Annotated in this window: 16 protein-coding genes; 8 read left to right on the top strand and 8 right to left on the bottom strand. The window is 48.6% G+C overall.

Translation table 11 applies throughout. From position 1 onward, the window contains the following. Nucleotides 1-3: 3 nt before the first annotated feature. Both AC6ESP_RS19745 and AC6ESP_RS19740 read left to right on the top strand, forming a co-directional pair. On the top strand, nucleotides 4-1,743 hold the full coding sequence (locus AC6ESP_RS19745) for an ABC transporter ATP-binding protein (RefSeq protein ID WP_497098449.1): 1,740 nt from the start codon (nucleotides 4-6) through the stop codon (nucleotides 1,741-1,743). Further along, nucleotides 1,733-3,562, top strand: a complete 1,830-nt coding sequence (locus AC6ESP_RS19740) for an ABC transporter ATP-binding protein (RefSeq protein WP_497098448.1) — start codon at nucleotides 1,733-1,735, stop codon at nucleotides 3,560-3,562. The genes AC6ESP_RS19745 and AC6ESP_RS19740 overlap by 11 nt, the downstream gene beginning before the upstream one ends. Before the next feature lie 67 nt (nucleotides 3,563-3,629). Here the strand turns inward: AC6ESP_RS19740 and AC6ESP_RS19735 are convergent, their stop codons facing one another. The 4 genes from AC6ESP_RS19735 to cls all read right to left on the bottom strand — a co-directional run bounded on the left by AC6ESP_RS19735 (nucleotide 3,630) and on the right by cls (nucleotide 8,894). Further along, the gene (locus AC6ESP_RS19735) at nucleotides 3,630-5,090 is read right to left on the bottom strand and encodes a catalase (RefSeq protein ID WP_497098447.1); all 1,461 of its coding nucleotides are present in this window, start codon (nucleotides 5,088-5,090) and stop codon (nucleotides 3,630-3,632) included. Between the two features lie 603 nt (nucleotides 5,091-5,693). After that, on the bottom strand, nucleotides 5,694-6,518 hold the full coding sequence (locus tag AC6ESP_RS19730; protein WP_497098446.1) for a winged helix-turn-helix transcriptional regulator: 825 nt from the start codon (nucleotides 6,516-6,518) through the stop codon (nucleotides 5,694-5,696). Then, nucleotides 6,503-6,889: a Fur family transcriptional regulator gene (locus AC6ESP_RS19725; protein WP_497098445.1), complete on the bottom strand. Its 387-nt coding sequence runs from the start codon at nucleotides 6,887-6,889 to the stop codon at nucleotides 6,503-6,505. Before AC6ESP_RS19725 ends, AC6ESP_RS19730 begins: the two co-directional genes overlap by 16 nt. A gap of 556 nt (nucleotides 6,890-7,445) precedes the next feature. Continuing rightward, nucleotides 7,446-8,894, bottom strand: coding sequence for a cardiolipin synthase (cls, locus tag AC6ESP_RS19720; protein ID WP_497098444.1), 1,449 nt, complete (start codon nucleotides 8,892-8,894; stop codon nucleotides 7,446-7,448). Between the two features lie 140 nt (nucleotides 8,895-9,034). Between cls and AC6ESP_RS19715 the strand changes: the two genes are divergently transcribed. Next, nucleotides 9,035-10,351: a deoxyguanosinetriphosphate triphosphohydrolase family protein gene (locus AC6ESP_RS19715; RefSeq protein WP_497098443.1), complete on the top strand. Its 1,317-nt coding sequence runs from the start codon at nucleotides 9,035-9,037 to the stop codon at nucleotides 10,349-10,351. A 90-nt stretch (nucleotides 10,352-10,441) separates the two neighbouring features. On the opposite strand, the gene AC6ESP_RS19710 is transcribed toward AC6ESP_RS19715, so the two are convergent. Then, the gene (locus AC6ESP_RS19710) at nucleotides 10,442-11,407 is read right to left on the bottom strand and encodes a nucleoside hydrolase (RefSeq protein ID WP_497098442.1); all 966 of its coding nucleotides are present in this window, start codon (nucleotides 11,405-11,407) and stop codon (nucleotides 10,442-10,444) included. 74 nt (nucleotides 11,408-11,481) lie between these two features. Between AC6ESP_RS19710 and AC6ESP_RS19705 the strand changes: the two genes are divergently transcribed. Further along, entirely contained in the window at nucleotides 11,482-11,637 is a 156-nt protein-coding gene (locus tag AC6ESP_RS19705; protein ID WP_497098441.1) for a DUF1540 domain-containing protein, read from the top strand. Between the two features lie 89 nt (nucleotides 11,638-11,726). On the opposite strand, the gene AC6ESP_RS19700 is transcribed toward AC6ESP_RS19705, so the two are convergent. Then, nucleotides 11,727-12,602: a M15 family metallopeptidase gene (locus AC6ESP_RS19700; RefSeq protein WP_497098440.1), complete on the bottom strand. Its 876-nt coding sequence runs from the start codon at nucleotides 12,600-12,602 to the stop codon at nucleotides 11,727-11,729. Between the two features lie 292 nt (nucleotides 12,603-12,894). Here AC6ESP_RS19700 and AC6ESP_RS19695 point away from each other — a divergent pair, with 292 nt between their 5' ends. From AC6ESP_RS19695 to AC6ESP_RS19685, 3 genes are all read left to right on the top strand, one after another. Continuing rightward, nucleotides 12,895-13,329: a hypothetical protein gene (locus tag AC6ESP_RS19695; protein ID WP_497098439.1), complete on the top strand. Its 435-nt coding sequence runs from the start codon at nucleotides 12,895-12,897 to the stop codon at nucleotides 13,327-13,329. A gap of 257 nt (nucleotides 13,330-13,586) precedes the next feature. Next, nucleotides 13,587-15,452: an LTA synthase family protein gene (locus tag AC6ESP_RS19690; RefSeq protein ID WP_497098438.1), complete on the top strand. Its 1,866-nt coding sequence runs from the start codon at nucleotides 13,587-13,589 to the stop codon at nucleotides 15,450-15,452. A gap of 169 nt (nucleotides 15,453-15,621) precedes the next feature. Further along, a complete protein-coding gene (locus AC6ESP_RS19685; RefSeq protein ID WP_497098437.1) occupies nucleotides 15,622-16,005 on the top strand; it encodes a VOC family protein in 384 nt (127 codons plus the stop codon). 97 nt (nucleotides 16,006-16,102) lie between these two features. Here the strand turns inward: AC6ESP_RS19685 and AC6ESP_RS19680 are convergent, their stop codons facing one another. Then, entirely contained in the window at nucleotides 16,103-17,173 is a 1,071-nt protein-coding gene (locus tag AC6ESP_RS19680) for an asparaginase (protein ID WP_497098436.1), read from the bottom strand. Between the two features lie 28 nt (nucleotides 17,174-17,201). Further along, nucleotides 17,202-18,533, bottom strand: coding sequence for an ABC transporter substrate-binding protein (locus tag AC6ESP_RS19675; RefSeq protein WP_497098435.1), 1,332 nt, complete (start codon nucleotides 18,531-18,533; stop codon nucleotides 17,202-17,204). A 258-nt stretch (nucleotides 18,534-18,791) separates the two neighbouring features. On the opposite strand from AC6ESP_RS19675, the gene AC6ESP_RS19670 reads away from it, so the two are divergent. Next, nucleotides 18,792-20,594 (top strand): alpha-glycosidase, encoded by a 1,803-nt coding sequence (locus AC6ESP_RS19670; RefSeq protein ID WP_497098434.1) that lies wholly within the window; start codon nucleotides 18,792-18,794, stop codon nucleotides 20,592-20,594. Nucleotides 20,595-20,642 lie beyond the last annotated feature (48 nt).

The raw sequence follows: 20,642 nt of genomic DNA, 5'->3' as shown, positions 1-20,642 counted from the left end.
CACATGTTGAAGCTGGCCCGTTACTTAAAGCCCCATTGGATTGCCGTTACGCTCGCGCCCCTGCTTATGCTGCTGGAGGTTGCGATGGATCTGCTGCAGCCCGCGCTTATGGCAAGCATCGTGGACAAAGGAATTGCGAACCGCGATCTCGCTCATATCCAGTCCACAGGCCTGCTCATGCTTGGTGCCGCACTTATAGGTCTGGTGGGCGGTGTAGGCTGCAGCGTCTACTCCTCGATTGCCGCACAGAAATTCGGCGCTGATCTTCGCGGCGACTTGTTCCGCAAGGTGCAGACCTTCTCCTTCCGCAATCTGGATGAGCTCAAGACCGGATCTCTTATTACAAGACTCACTAGCGATATCGTTCAGCTGCAGACGATGGTTCAGATGCTGCTGCGGATATTCGTTCGTTCACCGTTCCTTGCTATCGGAAGCATCATTATGGCTGTCATTATCAGCCCGAAGCTGGCCCTTATTCTTGCGATTGTTGTACCGCTTCTATTCGTCGTTATGTATCTTCTGATTCGTTCTACCCTGCCGCTGTTCTCATCCATGCAGAAGAAGCTGGATAAGGTCAATTCCGTTCTGCAGGAGAACTTCGCCGGCATTCGGGTATCCAAAGCTTTCGTTCGTTCCGATTATGAGAATGAACGCTTCGGCAGTGCCAATGCCGATTACACGGGCACAGCGATTAAGGCTATGCGAATTGTAGCGCTGAATATGCCGATTCTGACCTTTATTCTGAATGCGAGCATCGCTGCTGTGCTGTGGTACGGGGGCCTTGAGGTGGAGAACAGCTTCCTGCCTGTAGGTGACCTCATTGCATTCATCAACTATGTCACACAGGTCATGTTCTCTCTATCGATGGTTGGCATGATGCTCGTTCGTTTCTCCACCGCCAAAGTATCTGCTGAACGTATTCATGAAGTGCTGGAGGCAGAATCCGAGATCGTAACGGCGCCTGGTGCAGCGACAGATGCTTATAAGAGCGGCGAGATCGTCTTCGACCGAGTTACATTCGCCTATGAAGGCACTGAAGCAGAGCCAGCCTTACAGGACATCAGCTTCACAGCGAAGCCCGGCCAGACTGTAGCTCTGCTAGGGGCAACTGGCTCAGGCAAGTCGACGCTGGTGAATCTCATTCCTAGGCTATACGATGTGTCAGCAGGCCGCGTTCTGCTGGACGGAACCGATATAAGATCGTTCGATCTGGAGATTCTCCGCAGCAGCATCGGCATCGTGCTTCAGGAGTCCGTCCTCTTCACCGGCTCCATCCGCGATAATATCCGCTTCGGCAAGCCCGACGCGTCTGATGCTGAAGTGGAAGCCGCCGCTATGGCTGCCCAGGCGCATGAGTTCGTTATGGGTATGCCGGATGGCTACGATACTCTGCTCGGTCAACGGGGCGTTAATCTATCCGGCGGGCAGAAGCAGCGGATTTCGATTGCGAGAGCGCTGCTTCTGCAGCCGTCCATTCTCATCTTGGACGACAGCACCAGTGCCATCGACATGGGAACGGAATCTCGCATTCAAGCGGCTCTGAAGCAATTGATGGCCGGACGCACAAGCTTCCTGATCGCGCAGCGCATCTCCTCCGTCATTGATGCGGACAAAATTATCGTATTGGATGATGGCAAGCTCATTGCCGAGGGCTCGCACAGCGAGCTGCTCGCTGCCTGTGCGCTCTATCAGGAGATCTACCGCTCACAAGCAGGGAAGGAGGAAACCGTCCATGGCAAATAGCCGATCGAACGAACAGCCAGCGAACCTGCCGAATATAGGTATGCGAGGCGGTCCTCCAGGAGTGGCGATGTCCAAAGCCAGACCTAAGAATATGGCGCATACGCTGCGCAGAATATGGCATTACTTAAGTCTCTACCGTGCAGGCTTGCTAGGTGTCTTCGTGGCTACCCTCGGAGCGACTGTATTATCGCTCGTCGCTCCCTATCTCATTGGTCATGCGCTGGACGCCTATATTATTCCACAGCAATACGAGGGGCTGCTGCAGCTCTGTCTCATCTTGCTGGGCTCTTATGTCGGTACCGCCGCCCTTACGTGGCTGCAGCAGCATCTAATCGTCAAGTCGTCTCAATATACCGTACGGGATATGCGCCGCGATCTATTCGCCAAATTGCAGAAGCTGCCTTTGCGATTTTTTGACAGCAAGACGCATGGTGAGCTCATGAGCCGCACCACCAATGATGTTGAGAACGTATCAAGCACACTTAGCCAGAGTGTGACACAGCTTATGTCCAGTGTCATTATGCTGATTGGTACGCTCGGTATTATGCTGTACCTCAATCTATGGCTAACGCTGCTCAGTATGGTGACGATACCGCTCGTTATGCTGTTCACGAAGAAGATTGCCAGCTTCACACGGCAATACTTCTCTGGTCAGCAGCAAAGCTTGGGAGAGCTGAATGGCTTTATTGAAGAAACGGTATCTGGGCAAAAGGTCGTACAGGTGTATCGCCGAGAGCAGCGTGCGGCTGAGGAGTTCGACGATATTAATAAGAAGCTGACCGATGTCAGCATTAAAGCGCAGATTTATTCCGGCACCATCGGACCATTCATGAACGTATTCAACAACTTCAGCTTCGCCTTAATTGCTGCTGTAGGCGGCTGGATGGTATTCCGGGACTGGACGACCGTTGGGGTTGTCGTCAGCTTCCTTAATTACTCCAAGCAATTCCAGCGTCCGCTTAATGAGCTCGCCAATCAGTTCAATCTGCTGCAATCCGCTGTTGCTGGGGCAGAGCGGGTCTTCGAGATGATGGATACTGCATCCGAATATGAAGGGGATGGGGAGAAGGCTTTAACGCATGTAAGCGGCGAGGTTCGCTTCAATCACGTTTCCTTCGGGTACACGGCAGGCGTACCAATTCTATCCGACGTATCCCTTACAGCGAAGCCTGGGCAGACGATTGCCCTCGTAGGGCCAACAGGTGCAGGGAAAACGACGATTATTAACCTGCTGACCCGTTTCTATGACATCGATGCAGGCTCCATTACACTCGATGGAGTCGATATTCAAGAGCTGGACAAAGACAGCCTGCGCAGCAAGCTGGGTATTGTCCTTCAAGATGCTTACGTCTTCAGCGGCACGATCCGTGAGAATATACGCTACGGCAGGCTGGACGCCACCGATGCGGAGATTGAAGCTGCGGCGAGGCTGGCGAACGCCCACAGCTTCATCCATAAGCTGCCGCACGGCTATAATACGATGCTGTCCGGCAGCGGCAGCAATCTAAGCCAAGGGCAGCGGCAGCTGCTCACGATTGCCCGCGCGGTGCTGGCCAATCCGGCCGTCCTCATCCTCGATGAGGCGACCAGCAGCATCGACACGCGGACCGAGATGCATATTCAGGCGGCTATGCGCACGCTGATGCAGGGACGAACGAGCTTCGTCATTGCCCATCGCCTCAGCACAATCCGCGAGGCCGACCAGATTATCGTCGTGGGCGGCGGCGGCATTATGGAGCGCGGCACGCATGACGAGCTGCTGGAGCAGCAGGGCTTCTACTATCGTCTCTATATGAGCCAATTCCAGCGCAGCGGCTAATACGCACGAACGGCAGGGTCTACGTCATGAAGGACGCTGACCCTGCCGTTGTTTTATAGCAAATAGCTTAGCCTTGAGGCATATACTTCCGAATATCGACACCTAGTCCCTCGGATAGTCTCATGCCGAGCTCCACATTGGCGCGGAAGAAGTTGCATACCGCCCGCAGCTGAATATCCTCATTTGTCTGCTTCAAGTCATTCACTAGGTTTTTAACCAGATTATTCTGTTGGGCCTTCTCGAGCGAGAGGTAACGCTCACCTGCTTGGGTGAAATCATCGGTTTTATCAATACGCTGACGACCAACCGTTCCATTCATCGGCGCGTAGCTATCCTGATAAGCAGGATCCTGCATAGGAGTGCCTTGCGCGCTGTTCGGCTCGTAATTAATCGTCGAAGGGTTGGCATTCATCGTCATTGCTCCGTCGCGCTGGTTGTTGCGTACGGTCGCATACGGACAATTGACAGGGATATGCAAGTAGTTCGCTCCCAGGCGATAGCGCTGCGTATCCGGATAAGAGAACAGCCTGCCTTGCAGCAGCTTATCCTCGGACGGCTCGATGCCCGGTACAAGGGCACTTGGCGCGAAGGCCGCCTGCTCCACCTCGGCAAAGTAATTAGCTGGATTGCGGTTCAGCGTCATCGTTCCGACTTTGTGGAGCGGATACATGTCCTCTGGCCATATCTTGGTTGGATCGAGCGGATCGAACGCATAGCGGTCCGTATGCTCTGGCGGCATAAGCTGCACATGAAGCTCCCACTGCGGGAAGCTGCCCTTCTCAATTGCATTGAACAAATCGCGGGTGGCATGGTTGAAATCCTTGCCCTGCATCTCTGATGCTTCCTCCGATGTGAAGTTGCGCACACCCTGCTGCGACTTCCAATGATATTTCACATACGTTGCTCTGCCAGCCTCATTAATCCACTTGAAGGCATGTACGCCGAAGCCGTCCATCTCGCGATAAGTGGCTGGAGTTCCATCGTCGGAGAACAGCCAAGTCAGCATATGGGTGGATTCGGGTGACAGAGTCATGAAGTCCCAGTAGCGTCCCGGCTCCTGCACATTCGTCTGCGGCGAAGGCTTGAGCGAGTGCACCATATCAGGGAATTTCATCGCATCACGGATGAAGAATACCGGAAGATGGTTACCTACAATATCCATATTCCCTTCCTCTGTGTAGAACTTCACAGCGAAGCCGCGTGGATCACGTGCGGTCTCGGGGGAGCCTGTACCGTGAATAACCGTAGAGAAGCGTACGAATACGTCCGTTTCCTTCCCCTCCTCCTGCAGGAATTGAGCTTTCGTGTGCGCCTTCATGCTATTCTCTACACGGAACACGCCACGTGCTCCCGCCCCACGAGCATGCACGACACGCTCCGGAATTCGTTCACGGTCGAAGTGCGCGATTTTCTCTATTAAATGATAATCCTCAAGCACCGTTGGTCCACGCTGCCCAGCCGTTCGTGAATGCTGATTATCGCCAACTGGTGTCCCTTGGTTTGTTGTTAATGAGTTGTAGTTATTCATGTGCATGACCTCCGAATTAAATTTAGACTTGATCTAAATCTTTAATCTAATTGTAGCTGTAGAGGCTGCTTGCTGTCATGAAATTTAGATGAATGTACAATGAAGATTTCATGAACTAGTGCCCTTGGGCTGCTGCCTCGGACAAGGCATTATCTCGTCTATGAAGGGTTGCCGCAAAGGACAGATATGCCTGTTCCTCTTATTACCCGCATGATTTCTACTCCTTCTCCAGCATAGTAACAACTAACTTTAGAAGCCGAGTAGCGCATGAACTCATGATTCATCTCCCCACTAACCACATAAGGGACTCTCAAGCCCTTAACTCCCTTCAAACCTCACTCTACTGATCACATAAGGGACTCCCAGACCTTTAAACTCCGCAATCTCCCTCTATGCCCTCACACAACCTTCACTTTCATATCCTTAAGGACCTCCCGGGGCTTTATCTCTCTTCAAACCTCTCTCTGCCAACCACTTAGAGGCCTCAGAGGTCTTTAAACTCTCTCTGTTCAGGTGCTGCAGTTGCTGAATAATCCGATCAAGAATGAAAAAAAGCCGTAGGATACCCCCACGGCCTTCAACTATATATATCGCTACATTTAATTAATGCGTTCGTTCGTCTGCAAGACGATAGCCGACCCCACGCACTGTTACAATGTACTTCGGAGCTACTGCGCTATCCTTCAGCTTCTTGCGGAGCGTCTTAATATGCACATCTACAACGTTGCTGCCGCCAAAATACTGGCTTCCCCATACCGAATCGAACATCGTCTCCCTTGTCAGAACACTACCATCGGAAGCGACGAACAGGAGGAGAAGATCATACTCGGTCTTGGTCAGATCAATTCTCTGCTTGTCGCGATATACCGCCATCTTCTTCAGATCTATCGTCAAATCCTTGAATGAATAGCCAGATTCAACCGCTGACTGAGCTTCGGAAGAATGGCGCTGCACAATCCCATTAATGCGGTGCAGCGCCTCCTGAGGAGCTGCTGGCCATCGCAGCAGCTCCGCCCCTTGTGGAAGCGAGCTAGACATCCGGGAAGCCTCCTCGCCTACGAGGAACAGCAGCGATGCGTTCTTCACATGAGCCGTCTGCAGCATGGCAGCTCGCAGCGCATCAATCGCATTCGGATTCACCTGCGGGTGAGGCGTTGCATCATAGATAATCAGCTCTGGCTGAAGGCTGCTGATGAAGGCTTTATTCAGATCATGCAGAGTAAAGAGGTCGAAGCAATCCGCAGACAAGCTTCTAAGCAGGCTGTGCATACGGTCTGGGAATGGACTGACGACCATTACTCTCTTCGTTAACGAACAGGCCGCAGCTTCAGCTTGAAGAGAATCTTCTTCCGCTAATGGACTGATTCTTGGCTTCATTGGATCGGAATATAGATCAGATAGGCTGTTACTGGCTAGTTGCTGGCGCATTCCTCGCATACCCCCTCTAATACAACATGTGCTTCAACAATTTTGAACTTCGTTTCATTCTCAACCTTGCTGACCCAATCTGCCGGTACCTCCGTCATAACCTCGGCTACTTTCCCGCATCGCTTGCACACAATATGCTGATGATCCTCGGTTCTAGCGTCATATCGGCTGACTGCCTCTCCGAGCTTAAGCTCACGTATAATACCCGCTTCGGTCAAATAACGGAGAGAATTATAGACTGTCCCGTAGGCGAGGCTAATGCCACTCTCGCGCAGTCTTTCAATAACATCAGCCGCAGTTGGATGATCATGAGCTTGCATGACAACATCCAGAATCGCTTTACGCTGAGTGGTTAAGTTAATTTTGCTCATGCCCATTCATTCCTTTTGATTCCGTTTAATTTAGACTAAGTATAAATCTAAATGTTAACTTCGTCAACCCGTACAGCCTTGGGGAAAATTGCTGCCCGATATGTATCACACCCTCCTTGAGGGCTATATAAGTTATAGTGAAGGTGACCATAGCATCAGCTCTCAGATGAGCATGCTCCATCTTTCGTCTTATTTTTACGCATTAAGCCAAATTTTAATTATCTGAATATTTACAAAATTCAAATAATAAGTTATGATGAACCTACCTCAAACAGAGAGGAGATAGTCCATTGAAGTAGGTTAGCGAAGCATGTCCCCACCAATTGTGGAAAGGAGAATCTGTCGATTAACTGGACATGTGGGAACTCATTAGAAACCCGTCGTTTAATCACCTGAACCTGAACAGCAAGTACTTAACTGAGCAGCCTAGCAAATATGTCAACGCAAGTTGTGTGGAATGGAGCGTTTGAGTAAATTGAATAATTGCTTTTCCGAAAGGTAAAGGGATTCCGGTTATCATTGATAAGCGGAATCCCTTTTGCTATGCAGCCTTATTTTATAAAATTGGAGACAACAGCCTGCTGATCGATTCCTTGAAGCGATTAAACAGCGGCCGTTTGTTGTACATTTCAAGCGTAACCTCGGTACACTCCTCCAGATCGTTCTCGAAAATTCGCTGCAGGTCAGCAGCGGTAGCACTATCATAGATGAATGCATTCATCTCGAAGTTCAGCTTGAAGCTGCGGATATCAATATTCGCCGTACCGACGGATGCCACCCGCCGATCCACGACAAGCGACTTCGCATGAAGAAACCCGTTCTCATACATATAGCATTTGGCACCGCCTGCGAGAAGCTCACTAAGGTAGGAATGAGTTGCCCAGTAGACGAAGAAATGATCCTTCTTGCTTGGCAGCATGACTTTCACATCAACACCTGACAGCGCAGCAATCTTAAGTGCAGTCATCAGGCTCTCATCCGGCACAAAATAAGGGGTCTGCAAGCAGACGCTTTCTTTGGCGGAATAGATCATTTTAATATATGCATCCTTGATTTGTTGATATTCCGAATCTGGTCCGCTGGCAACGACCTGCATGCCAATCGTCCCTCCGCCTGTCAGCTTCTGCGGGAAATAATTGTTCTCTAGATCGATCTTGCCTGAGGAGGCCAGGTTCCAGTCCATGAGGAATTGCGCTTGAATTTGATGAACGGCATGTCCTTGTACACGCAGATGGGTGTCACGCCATTGACCGAAATATTTATCCCTTCCCAGATACTCATCCCCGATATTGAAGCCTCCGATATATCCCACCTGTCCATCGACGATGACCAGCTTCCTATGATTGCGGTAATTAAGCTTCAGATTCAAATATGGAATACGTGAAGGGAAGAATGCCGCAGCTTCTCCACCTGCCGCTCGGAGCTCGCTGAAAAATTTCTTAGGCAGGCTCTTGCTCCCAATATGATCATATAGGAACCGAACCTCCACCCCTTGTTTTACTTTCTCCGTCAGAGCCTTAATGAGTCTTCTTCCGAGCTCATCATCACGCACAATGTAATAGACAAGATGAATATGATGTTGTGCGGACTCAATATCGTTGAACAGAGCTTCGAATTTCGTCTCTCCGTCTGTATAGATCTCAATGCCGTTGTTCTGTGTGTATAACGAATAACTGCTGACTAGGTTCATGAAGATCATATCACGGTAATTCTCGGTAGCCGGATCATTGAACGCCACATTGCGCTCCTCCAACTGATTCTTCTGTCCCTCTACCGTATCCTCAATAATTCGCTGGTTATCCCCCAGCATCTTATTAAGCTTACGCTTGCGTAATTTCTGCCCGAATATGAGGTACAGAATGAAGCCAAATATCGGGATAAAATAAATAACCATCAGCCAAGCCCAGGTGGCGCTTATATTCTTACGTTCAAGAAAGATGAGCGTTAATCCGAGAAGAAGGTTAAGAATAGAAAAAAGGGAATATATGTCCTGCACAATGTTCATAAATAAAAAGCACCTCAATCAACGGTTAAGTTTGCCAATTCGTATTCAAATCATACTCTATGCGGGATATATGTTCAAACATGAAAATATGCTACAATTTTCAAAAGACAAAATGCGAGAGCGGCATGGGAGGAAACCTGATGGATTTACGCAAATTTCGACTAGACGAACATACGCTCAGTACATTCAGTGAAGAGCGGGACGAATATGAACGAGACTACGCGCGGCTTATACAATCCCCCGCCTTTCGAAGGCTGCAAGGCAAGTCGCAAGTATTCGGTGCAGGTACAGGCGACTACTACCGGACAAGACTGACACATTCCCTCGAAGTATCCCAAATTGCCCGAGAGGTAGCTCGCCGTCTCGGCAAGCAATATGATTTTCTGGCACGCAAAGAGCATCCCGGATTGATTCTTGACCCTGCCGTTGTCGAGATTGCAGCTCTTGCTCATGATCTCGGGCATCCGCCCTTCGGCCACAAAGGGGAAGAAGTGCTCAACCACCTGCTCATGGAGCAGCATGGACTAGCCTATGAAGGCAACGCGCAAAATTTCCGCATTCTCATGTTTCTGGAGAAAAGAGCAGGCAGCGGCAGCGGGCTTGATCTGACTGCGGCCGTGCTTCTTGCGGTTAATAAATATCCTTATTCCCTGGATGAGCCCGGCAGGCTCAAAGGCCTGTACAGCTCCGAGTGGAGCTCTATCGCTGAACTTCGGCGCCAGTGGCAAATGCCTGAAGCCAGCTCCACTCTTGAAGCCCAGCTGATGGATCTATGTGATGATATCGCCTACTCCACTCATGACATTGAAGATGGCATTCGTGCTGGCAAGATTCAGATGAACAGAACCTTCTTCGAGGATTCGCCGCTAGTTGATCATCTTGTTCAGGAGATCGTTGAGGATCAAGGCAATATGGACATTGGCTGGGATCAAGTCGACATTCCAGCGATGGTCAAACGGGTACTCATGGATTACTTGCAGCAATGGGAAGAGCTGTATGCGAGATACGACAATGAGTCTTCTCGAACACGCCGTGAGATGAAGGCACGCTGGGTGAGCGTATTTGCAGGCAAGGTAGGTATTATCGATGATCCCTCCAAAGGGTGGAAGAAGGTCACCTTCGTCCAAGACGGACAGCAGGATCTGGAGCTGCTCCGCACGATGGAAATACTGAAGAAGCTGGCATGGGTAACGCTAATCAAGGATTTCCGTGTACAGCGGCTGCAGAAGCGCAGTGAAATTATGATCCGCCGCTTATGGGACAGCTTCAAGGTTCCCGAGTACGGACGTCTCATCATTCCGCCAGACTGGGTAGCCAACTATGAGCAGCATAAGCATGAATGGAGCTGGGCACGCTTCGTCGCTGATTATATTGCGGGAATGACAGACGCCTACGCAGAGAAAGTCTATGCCGAGCTGTATGCCAGCAAGTCCGGCTCCATCTACGAGATGGATTAATCTCATCATCTATTCATCACGAAGGGCTGCCCCTTAGTAGTGACAACTACTAGAGGGCAGCCCTATTTCATAGCCTTATCTATTCTGCTGTTACTCCGCAGGATTCAGAACAGCTGACTGCGACAGCTCCGTTATATAGTCGAAGAATCGGACAGGATCCACATCGTAAACCAGGCTCACCGGCCTGCCGTCAGCTGCTTCTACCGTACGTCCTTGGCTAGGTCCATCTGCAATAGCATGGCTGTGAACCGTCTTCACTTCCACTAGGCTAGGATCACCGACAACAGCGGTCGTCAATACATCCCACAGATAATAGGTTGAATTCGTCTCCATATACACAAGTGGAGGACATGCCGCATAGCATTGGCCTACGAAATCAAGTCCCTCATGCCGTCTTAGCGAAGCCCAGCGGTTACGCACATCAACAGTTAACGGCACTTTGTTCGTGCTCTCAAGCGCCACTAATACAATATCTAGGCCGCTCTTCCACACCGTCGCCATCGCTTCTGGGTCCCAGAAGGCATTCCATTCTGCTGTGCCGTCATGCTCAGGCTCTTGAACGTTGCCCTTCTCATTGAAGGTGCCGCCCATCCAGACAAGCTTCTCAATCTTCTCTTCAATGTCCGGAGCCTCCTCCAGCGCTCTTGCCAGATCAGTCAGAGGCCCTGTGAACAGCAGCGTCACCTTGTCCTCGGAAGCCCGCAGCTTCTCGATCATGTGCTGATGTGCAGGAAGATCTGCTTCCTTCGTATGTATCTGGCTAGGCTCATTCAGAATCGGCAGAGCATCAACGAAGAACGTATGCATTCTCCAGTCAGCAGGGAACGGATTGCGGCCTCTGGAGTTGGATCTCGCGACTTCAACGGTTCCAGCACTGCCAGCAGCACCGAATCGATCTATAATTTTACGACTGGCCTTCATCCCCGGCTCCAAATACCCGTCAGCAGGAATAACCGATACGCCGATCAGTTCTACCTCTTTCATCTGAAGCAATAGGAACAGGGATACCAGATCATCCACACCAGCGTCATGGTTAAAATATAGTTTTGTTGCCATTCGTATTCATTCCCTTCCGAAGTATAAAACGATATATCGTTTGTCCATCCTATAAGCAGAGGAGGTGATTGTCAATGGCTAAGGATGTGTTGTGCGAAGTGAATTCCTGCAAATTCTGGGCACCAGGCAACAACTGTGCAGCTTCTTCTATTTATGTTGTTAGTAACCGTGGCAAGCAAGCGAGCAATTCAGAGGAAACCGATTGTAAAACGTTCGAATCAAAGCTGTAAGCAGCAAGGTAACAGTAGACATATAGCCTTCAATGCTGGCCATGCAATCCCTGTGCAAAGAAGGCTATATGCTGCTGCTTATTTATTATTTATTGTGTAACCGGAACAGCATTGTAATACTCCTCAAGCGTCAGATCTTTGGAGTCAAGCTCTGCTGCCAGCTCTTTGCCAACGTAACGAAGATGCCACGGCTCATATTTATAACCTGTAATCGCTTGTTTGCCTTCGGGATACCGGATAATAAAGCCGTATTCCGCAGCATGCTCGTCCAACCACAGCGCTTCATCAGTACCGCCGAAGCAGCTCTCTGCCGCACATTTGCCTTCACTGCCGGACACATCAATAGCAAGTCCCGTCTCATGCTCGCTTGTACCTGGATAAGCACTGTACGTTTTCGCCTTCTCCAGCCCATCTTTCTCTACATAACGCTCGAAGAGTGATTTCTGTGTAGCATGGGAACGATAAGCGGATACACCAGCTAGATAGATGCCATCCTCTTTTGCAGCAGCGAACAACTCCTCAAGCGGACCGGCTGCTTCCTCACGCATTTTACGTTTATCAATCTTCTCACTGAATAAGAAAGCCACATCGGGATATACTAAGTTGCTGGGCTTATAATCCTCAGGCAATTTATTTTGTTTGTTCACCAATGCTTCGATGCTCTCTGGCTGAGCCACAACAGCCATGCCGTCTTCCTGCACCGGCGCTTTAGTCGGATCAGGCTTCGGTGTCTCAGTCGCAACAGGCTCAGGCGTAGCACTTGGTGTTTCAGTCGGTTCAGGCTCCGCCGATGACGTCTCCTGTGCTGGCGACTCGGTCGGCACTCCGTTCACCGTCTCTTCCTCTGGTGCTTGTGCGATGGAATCATCGTAACGAGCGAACAAAAAACCCGCAATAGCAATGACACATACAACTGCAAACAGCAGCGCCGCTCTTCTTCTTCTATATTTTCTCTGACTTCTCATGCTGCAACTCCTTCAATAATATAATAGGAAATGAATGATAATCTGGTATACGGCTTGTCTACTATCTACTATAAACCACTAGACTCCTTTTTGTTTGAAAATGTTACAGATGTGGAGCATGAAATTTTTGATAGTTTCTGTAGAATGCTGTCCAATCGTATGATTCGTGAACGCTGCGCCTTTGCCTTTTGACATCGGAACTACTTAGGAGCATAATGAATTCATTTACTTAATGGGAATACTATACAAAAGAGGCTGCAAACGTTGTATCAGCCTATGAAAGGTAAACGGCATGTCAGATCCAATTCCAAAACGCCTATTCAGTACTAGATCTATTCTTGTATTCTCACTAATCGCACTACTCAAAAGCTTTTTGACATCGATCATTTTATTAGGCAGCTCGTCATGGATTTGGATTACAGGGATGCCATTTGTACTTATTGGGCTTGGTCTCATCGAATGGTTTGCCTCCAAAAGAAAGCTTGACTACTATATGATTGCCAATCTATTAATGACTGCCACTGTATTCGCTATACTCATATACTACAAGTTTTACGGCATCTTCATTACTAACCACGCGTTGCAGCAGATTAACCAAGTAACGGCTGTTACTAGTAACAATAGCTTTTTGTACACCCTTCTGGACCTTCTTTATTTGCTCATATTCACCGATATTATCGTAATAGGGTTCTATCTTGCGCGCCGAATAAAGTCCAGATATAAATGATCAGTCTGAGGATGTTGCCCGCAAGGCATATGAAAGGCTTGATAATTTCCACTGAACCGCCAAATAGCAATATTTTTCCATCCTATTGTCGTTATTTCTCGGTTTTATTGGAGAACGAGGCTGCTTTTGCCTTTTGACATTGGACTATGCTTAGGAGCATAATGGATAATACATTGATTTCGTAAATATGAATACTAGACAATGGAGGCTGCAAGCGTTATGTCAGCCTGTTTTTGTTGTGAAAGGTAGGCGGTATCGTGTCAGTTCTAACTCCTAAACGGCTATTCAGCACTAGACCTATTCTCGTGTTCTCACTAATCGTCCTCCTCAAAAGCTTTTTAACATGGATGGTTGTGTTCGGCAGCCCGTCATGGACAACATTGATCAAGGAAGTTCCATTCGCACTTATTGTGTTCTGCCTTATTGAATGGTTTGCTACTAAAAGAAAGCTTGTCTACTATTTGACGGCCAATCTATTAATGACTGCCATTCTGTTCGCCGTATTAATGTACTATAAGTATTATGGCGTCATCGTTACTTACCTCGCGCTGCAGCAGGTGAACCAAGTAACAGCTGTCAGTAACAGTGTCTTCTCTCTAATGGACCCTTATTATTTGTTAGTGTTCATCGACATTATTGTGATGGGGTATTATCTTGCAAGGCGCAAAAAAGGCCAGTACTGGAAAACAGCGAGCCAGAAGCGTATTAAACGCAGCGTAGTTGCAACCTTGTTCGGTTTTTCCATCGCCCTGTGTCTTTTCAATATTTTGCCTAACCGTGCGAGCATGAATGAAATTGTAAAAGCGGAGCAAATGGGCATTCTGAATTATGAAGCCTACACCATTTTTTCTAACAAAACGCCTGAGCTAGTTGATTCTTCAGAAATTACGCAAGCGAAGATTAACGAGCTTAAGACGATTGAGGCTCCAGCTTCTCCTGAGCTGTGGCAAGCTGCAAAGGGTAAGAATCTGATTATTATTCAGATGGAATCGTTCCAGAACTTCCTAGTCAATCTGTCGATCGACGGGAAAGAAATTACGCCTAACCTGAATAAGCTGGCTAATGAGAACTATTATTTCAAGCATTTCTATCAAGGCGTTGGCCAGGGCAATACGTCTGATGCCGAGTTTATCGTCAACACTTCTTTCTATATTCCGCCTAACGGCGCAGCAACTCAGGTCTATGCTGGCAAAGAGCTGCCAAGCCTACCTAAGCTTCTGAAGGAGCAAGGCTACGACTCAGCAACCTTCCATACGAATGTAGTAGAATTCTGGAATCGTGGAGAGCTGTACAAGGCGCTCGGTTTTGACCGTTACTATGACAAAGCCTTCTTCGGCGAAGAGGACAACATCTTCTTCGGAGCTTCCGATGAAGTGCTATATGCCAAAACAGCTGACGAGCTCGACCGGATGAATAAGGCCGGCAAGCCGTTCTATGCGCAAGTGATTTCGATGACAGCTCATCATCCATTCACTATTCCTGATAAAAAGTATCAGATGGAGCTTCCTGAACGTTATGAAGGGACATTCGTAGGCGACTATATCCGTTCACAGAATTATGCGGATTATGCTCTTGGATTGTTCATTGAGGATCTGAAGGAGCGTGGAATTTGGGATAACAGCGTCATTATGCTGTACGGGGATCACCTTGGATTACCCATCTATTCTCTTGACCGTGATGACAAAGAGCTTATGAAAGAAATTTACGGCCGCGAATATGGATATACAGATATGATTAACATTCCGCTTATTGTTGCTTCTACCGGAGTAACGCAGCCGAAAGTATTCGAGCAATTAGGTGGTCAAGTCGATATCGTGCCGACAGCAGCCAACCTGCTTGGATTCAAGCTCGACGATTATATTCACTTTGGACAGGATTTGTTCAACAGCAGCACGTATAACCTCCTGCCACAGCGTTATTACCTGCCTAGCGGTTCCTTCGTCAGCAGCAAGGAATTGTTCCTATCAGGCAGCGGCTACGACGACGGCACACATCATCCGCTCGCAGGAGACGGCATTCAAGAGCCTGAAGCGACAGAGAATGAATACAACCGCGCACTAGAGCTGCTTCAATTGTCAGACAGCTACGTCAGTCAGCTGCCTGATCGTGAACCGAAAGAATAAGAACGATTAATAAATAGACCTTCTCTATCCGCTCAGTTCGTCTGGCGGTGTGCAGGAGGTCTTTTTTCTCCCTAGGCGAACCCCACTGCTCACCTAATCCCCACTTGACAACTGTGGTATGCAATCCTATGATGGGTTCAATCAATATAAGCGGGAGAGGAAGAATACAATGTCGATCAAACGCGTGGATCACGTTGGTGTCATGGTTAAGGATATCGATGCAACTATTCGCTTCTATACGGAGATTGTCGGACTCGAACTCAAAGGTCGTATTCAGCATACGAATGGCGTAATTGAGCTTGCTTTCCTCGGATTCGGACATTCTGATGAGACTGAGATCGAGCTGATTCAAGGCTATAACGATAACTTGCCAACCGAGGGCAAGGTCCATCATTTTGCCATTCATGTCTCCGATGTGGAAGAGGAATTCGCTAGGCTCAAGTTATCGGAGGCTTCATTCATTGACGAGGACATTACGACCTTGCCGAACGGCTATCGCTATTTCTTCATTCATGGGCCGGAAGGCGAATGGATCGAATTTTTCCAGCGGTAATTCCAATCCATAACGACAAGAAAGGCGCCTGACAGCAGGGATACAATCCCTTACTCTCAGACGCCTTTATTTCGTAAGCATGGGTTACTCACACGTATTAATCAAGAGTAGTGCGCGGTGCAATCATCTCATAGAAGAGCGGCTTCTCCATCACGAACGAATGTATGGCGGCTCTGTCCTTCAGGAAAGAATAAGCGACCGTCAGCTTCATCAGCGCTGCCTCCACGCCCATATTCTCTATAAAGGTAACGCCAGCCTCCAGCAGCTTCATAGAGGATGCATACAGCGCATCGGACCGATCCTTCAATGGACATAGGTACAGATCTACATCATGCTTAGCGCAATGCTCCGCGAATCGAATTAACGAGTGATTGCCCGGTGCGCTTGCTCCTGCTGTTCCAGAATGATACAGATCATGAAGAACTGCCTTCGGGGCATGCTGACTGAAGTTATAGTAGGAATAGTCAATACCGGGAAACGGTTTAATATACAAAAGCCCCGCCTGAATACTACTTTCCTCAGGCTGCCAAGGACTGCTCGGAAGGCGGCGACCTCGCAGCTCCTCTACAGTAGGATTGTACGGATGCTCATGTGCTGCAAGCCTCCCATTCTGAATCACACCGAAGGGAATGGAATAGGGGCTATCAAGCTGATCTGTGAACGATTCTGCTTGTGTAATACGGGTGCCTAGGTATACAACAGATTCCCCTTTGTCATTACGATAGACGACGAATACTCCCGGTATGGGGTCCTCAGCAATGAAATCAATGGCGGCTGTGAAGTTGCTCAGCCCATTGCTTCTTGCATCATCTAATGGATAATTGCTCGCGACCAATACGATTGGCACGCTAGAATGACAGCACATGAAGCTCAGCATCGCCGCCGAATACGCAAGTGTATCTGACCCATGCGTCACGATAATCCCATCATACTGGGAAGGATCCACTTCATTCATAGCCGTCATCATCGTATTCCAGTCATCTGGCACGATATTCTCGCTCAATATATTTAAGGGCTGGACCGTCTCCAGCTGAACCTCTCGCTGCTGCGGACTAGCCTCATAGGCATCAATCAAATAATAGGAGCCAGCTTCATTAACAGAGATCGTGCCGCTGGTGTTCTTACTGCCGATCGTCCCTCCTGTGAACATTACAAGTATCTTGGTCATCTTATTCCCTTTCCACGCGTGCCTCATTCTAGTGCTCGCTAGTTGTCTTCATACTTTGCCATAACGAATCCAAATTTTCTGCATACCGCTCAGTTGATAGAGTGCCTTCAAGAAAGGCGGCTCCATCCGTCTTCACAGCCTCTTCATACTGATCATATTGTCCATATTTCGTCGGGAGTCTCATGCTGACATATTGCTCTTTATTATTCGCCATTAGCCAGTATGAGGTGTATGGCCCTGCCTTGAATATTAACTCATAGGCCGGATAATCATCATAGATCGGGAGCACGCCAACCTTTGCTGCAAATTCCAGACTAATATCCGGTGAAGATAGAAATTCAATCAGTGCCCAAGCTTCTTCTTGATACTCCGAGTGAGCAGCTATCCCCCATCCGGCAACCCCAATCGTATAATGAGACACACCTTGTGGTCCAAGCGGAAGCGGCGCTGTTGACCAAGCGCCTTCGGGCAATCTATCTGCTATAAGCGCGATCGCTCCAGCCTCCTGAACAAGCATGGAGGTAGTACCGTTTGCGAACGATTCTACTTGCTCTAAGAATCCCCATTCGCTTGATTCCGGAGGCGAAATCTCCTTGTAAATCCGTCGATACATATCCAAGGCATCAAGCGCTTGCTCATTGGAGAAGATGGTAGAGCCATCCTCGTTGAACATGGCGTCTTCGGCTAAGACATGGCTCCCATTATAGTCCTGCACGATGGCAGCCAGTGATCTTTCACTGCCATAACCCCCACGGAAGGCATAGCCATATTGGTTCCTGCTTGGATCAGTCAACTGCTTGCCTATGTAGTACAGCTCTTCCCACGTTTCGGGTATCGGAAGTGCTTTGGATTCTAAGCGGTCTTTCCTGTAATACAACAGATGCTGATACAGCCCATTGGGAATGTAGTACCGGCTGCCATCCTGATTGACCGTCAATTCCTTGGCTTGAGGATTCATGAATGGATAGTTGTTCCAAGACTGGACGTACTCTCCCAAATCCACAAGATATCCTTGACTCGATAACTGGTTAACGGTATTGGCACGAACCTCTACAATGTCAACGCTCTTGCCAGCACTTAGACTCTGTTCAATCTGCTCATCTGCGCTTTCATTAGTCGGTGAAACTAGCTTTACTCTAATATTGGGATGACGCTCCTCATACCGATCGAGCATCTCTCGCAGAATGGCTGTGCGAGGCTCGTTCGTTAGGCTCTGCATCATCGTAAGTGTAACAATGTTATCATAATAGCTGGATGAAGTGGATGCATGGTTACTTCGCTTAGAGCAGCCTGCCATCACTAGCAAGCAGAGCAACACAATGAGCAGATAGCAATTTGCTGGTATACGCTTTCGAATCATCCGACCAAACCCCCGCCTGTAAGAGTAGCATCTCCAACTCACCCTTATTTTACTATTCAATCCTCACCTCTGTCTAAGCCTATTTTGCATGAAAAGGACATTATCTGCGATGGATCGACATTATTCCTTGTTGCTCCATTAATAAGATACTGCTATAATGAAAGAAATTTAAAGGCAATGAAACCTAAGGGTTCATCCTCGTTTTTCATGGGGATGGGCCCTTTTTGCGTTTTTATGCCAGATAGGAGCTTATGAGATATGCAATTAGAGTCCGTTTATCACCGTATTAAGCAGAACTGGTCCTACGCTTATGATGAGAAAACCCTGCACATTAGAATTAGAACCAAGAAGGATGATGTAACCCGTATTGACCTCCATACTGGGGACAAATATGGCTGGGACAAAACGAGCCTAACCATTCCTATGGTGAATTGGGGCTCCGATAACTTGTTCGATTATTGGGAAGCAAGTGTTCAGCCGAAGTACCGCAGACTCGTCTATTATTTCGCGCTTTATGGCAAAGATGAAACCGTATACATGCTTGAAAAAGGGTTTTTCACCGAAGCTCCCTCTGTGATCTACGAAGGGCTGTTCGATTTCCCATTCCTCAATCCAGCGGACATTATCAAGCCACCAGATTGGGTGAAAGACGCTGTCTTCTATCAAATCTTCCCTGAACGCTTTGCTAATGGCGATCCTTCCATTAGTCCTGCTACGGTTGAGCCATGGGGCGGAGTACCGACACCTAAGAACTTCTTCGGAGGTGATCTGCAAGGCGTAATCGACCATCTGGATCATCTGACTGAGCTGGGCGTTAACGCGATTTACTTCAATCCTTTGTTCGAAGCAACAACCAACCATAAATACGACACGAAGGATTACCTGAAGATTGATCCGCAATTCGGAACGAATGAGAAGTTCAAAGAGCTCGTCGATGCCTGCCATGCCAGAGGGATCCGCGTCATGCTCGATGCTGTATTCAATCACTGCGGCTATACATTCCCGCCGTTTGTCGATGCTCAGAAGAATGGCGCTGCCTCCAAATATGCGGACTGGTTCCACGTACGCGAATGGCCGCTTGCTGTGACTGAGGAAGGAACGACCTATGATACCTTCGGCTTCGAGCCGATCATGCCGAAGCTGAATACTGAGAATGCAGAAGTGAAGGCATATTTGCTTGAAGTTGCGAGGTATTGGATAGATGAAATGGGTATTGACGGCTGGAGGCTCGATGTAGCCAACGAGGTCGATCACCGGTTCTGGCGCCAATTCCACGACACGGTGAAAGCTTGTAATCCCGACACTTATATTCTAGGCGAAATTATGCATGATTCGATGCCATGGCTGCAAGGTGACCAATTCGATGCCGTTATGAACTATCCTTTCACCAATGCGCTTCTGAACTTCTTCGCCCATGCAAGAATCAACTCCGATAGCTTCGCCGACTCTATTATTAATCAGCTGGCCAGCTATCCGAGACAGATCAACGAGGCCGCCTTCAACCTGCTTGGCAGCCATGATACCGTTCGTCTTCTTACGCTATGCGGTGGCAGCAAGGAACGATTTAAGCTCGCTTCGTTATTCCAGCTTACTTTCTATGGTGCGCCTTGTATTTATTATGGGGATGAGATTGGTCTGGATGGGGAGCATGATCCTTATAACCGCAAATGCATGGAGTGGGATAAAGAGAAGCAGGATCTTGATCTGCTGGAATTCTTCTCAAGCACGATCCATCTGCGCAAGTCACATGCTGCACTTCGTACAGGAAGCCTCCAATTCATTCGCAGCCATGGACTTGAGCAGGTCATCATGTATGAGCGCGCTAATGAGCAAGAAAGCTTCTTCATTGCCATCAACAACTCGGATACTGCCGTACAATGTGAGGCTCCTGTGTCCGTTAACTCTTGGACAGAGGTATATTCCGGCGATAGCTATGTCACCTCTAAAGAGGGTGCGCTTACCCTCAATCTGCCTCCATATGGCTATGTCATTCTTCAAGCAGCTAGTGAACTGCCAGTTGCACAGCCCAGCATTAAGGACAGCAAAGGCGTTCTAGCCTAACCTTCTTAATTATGAATAAGAAACGAAGATTCCACCCTCTCCGGTTAA

The sequence above is a fragment of the Paenibacillus xinjiangensis genome, from assembly GCF_059686975.1.
The sequence above is the reverse complement of the archived record's forward strand: the minus strand, read 5'-3'. Positions and strand labels throughout refer to the sequence as shown.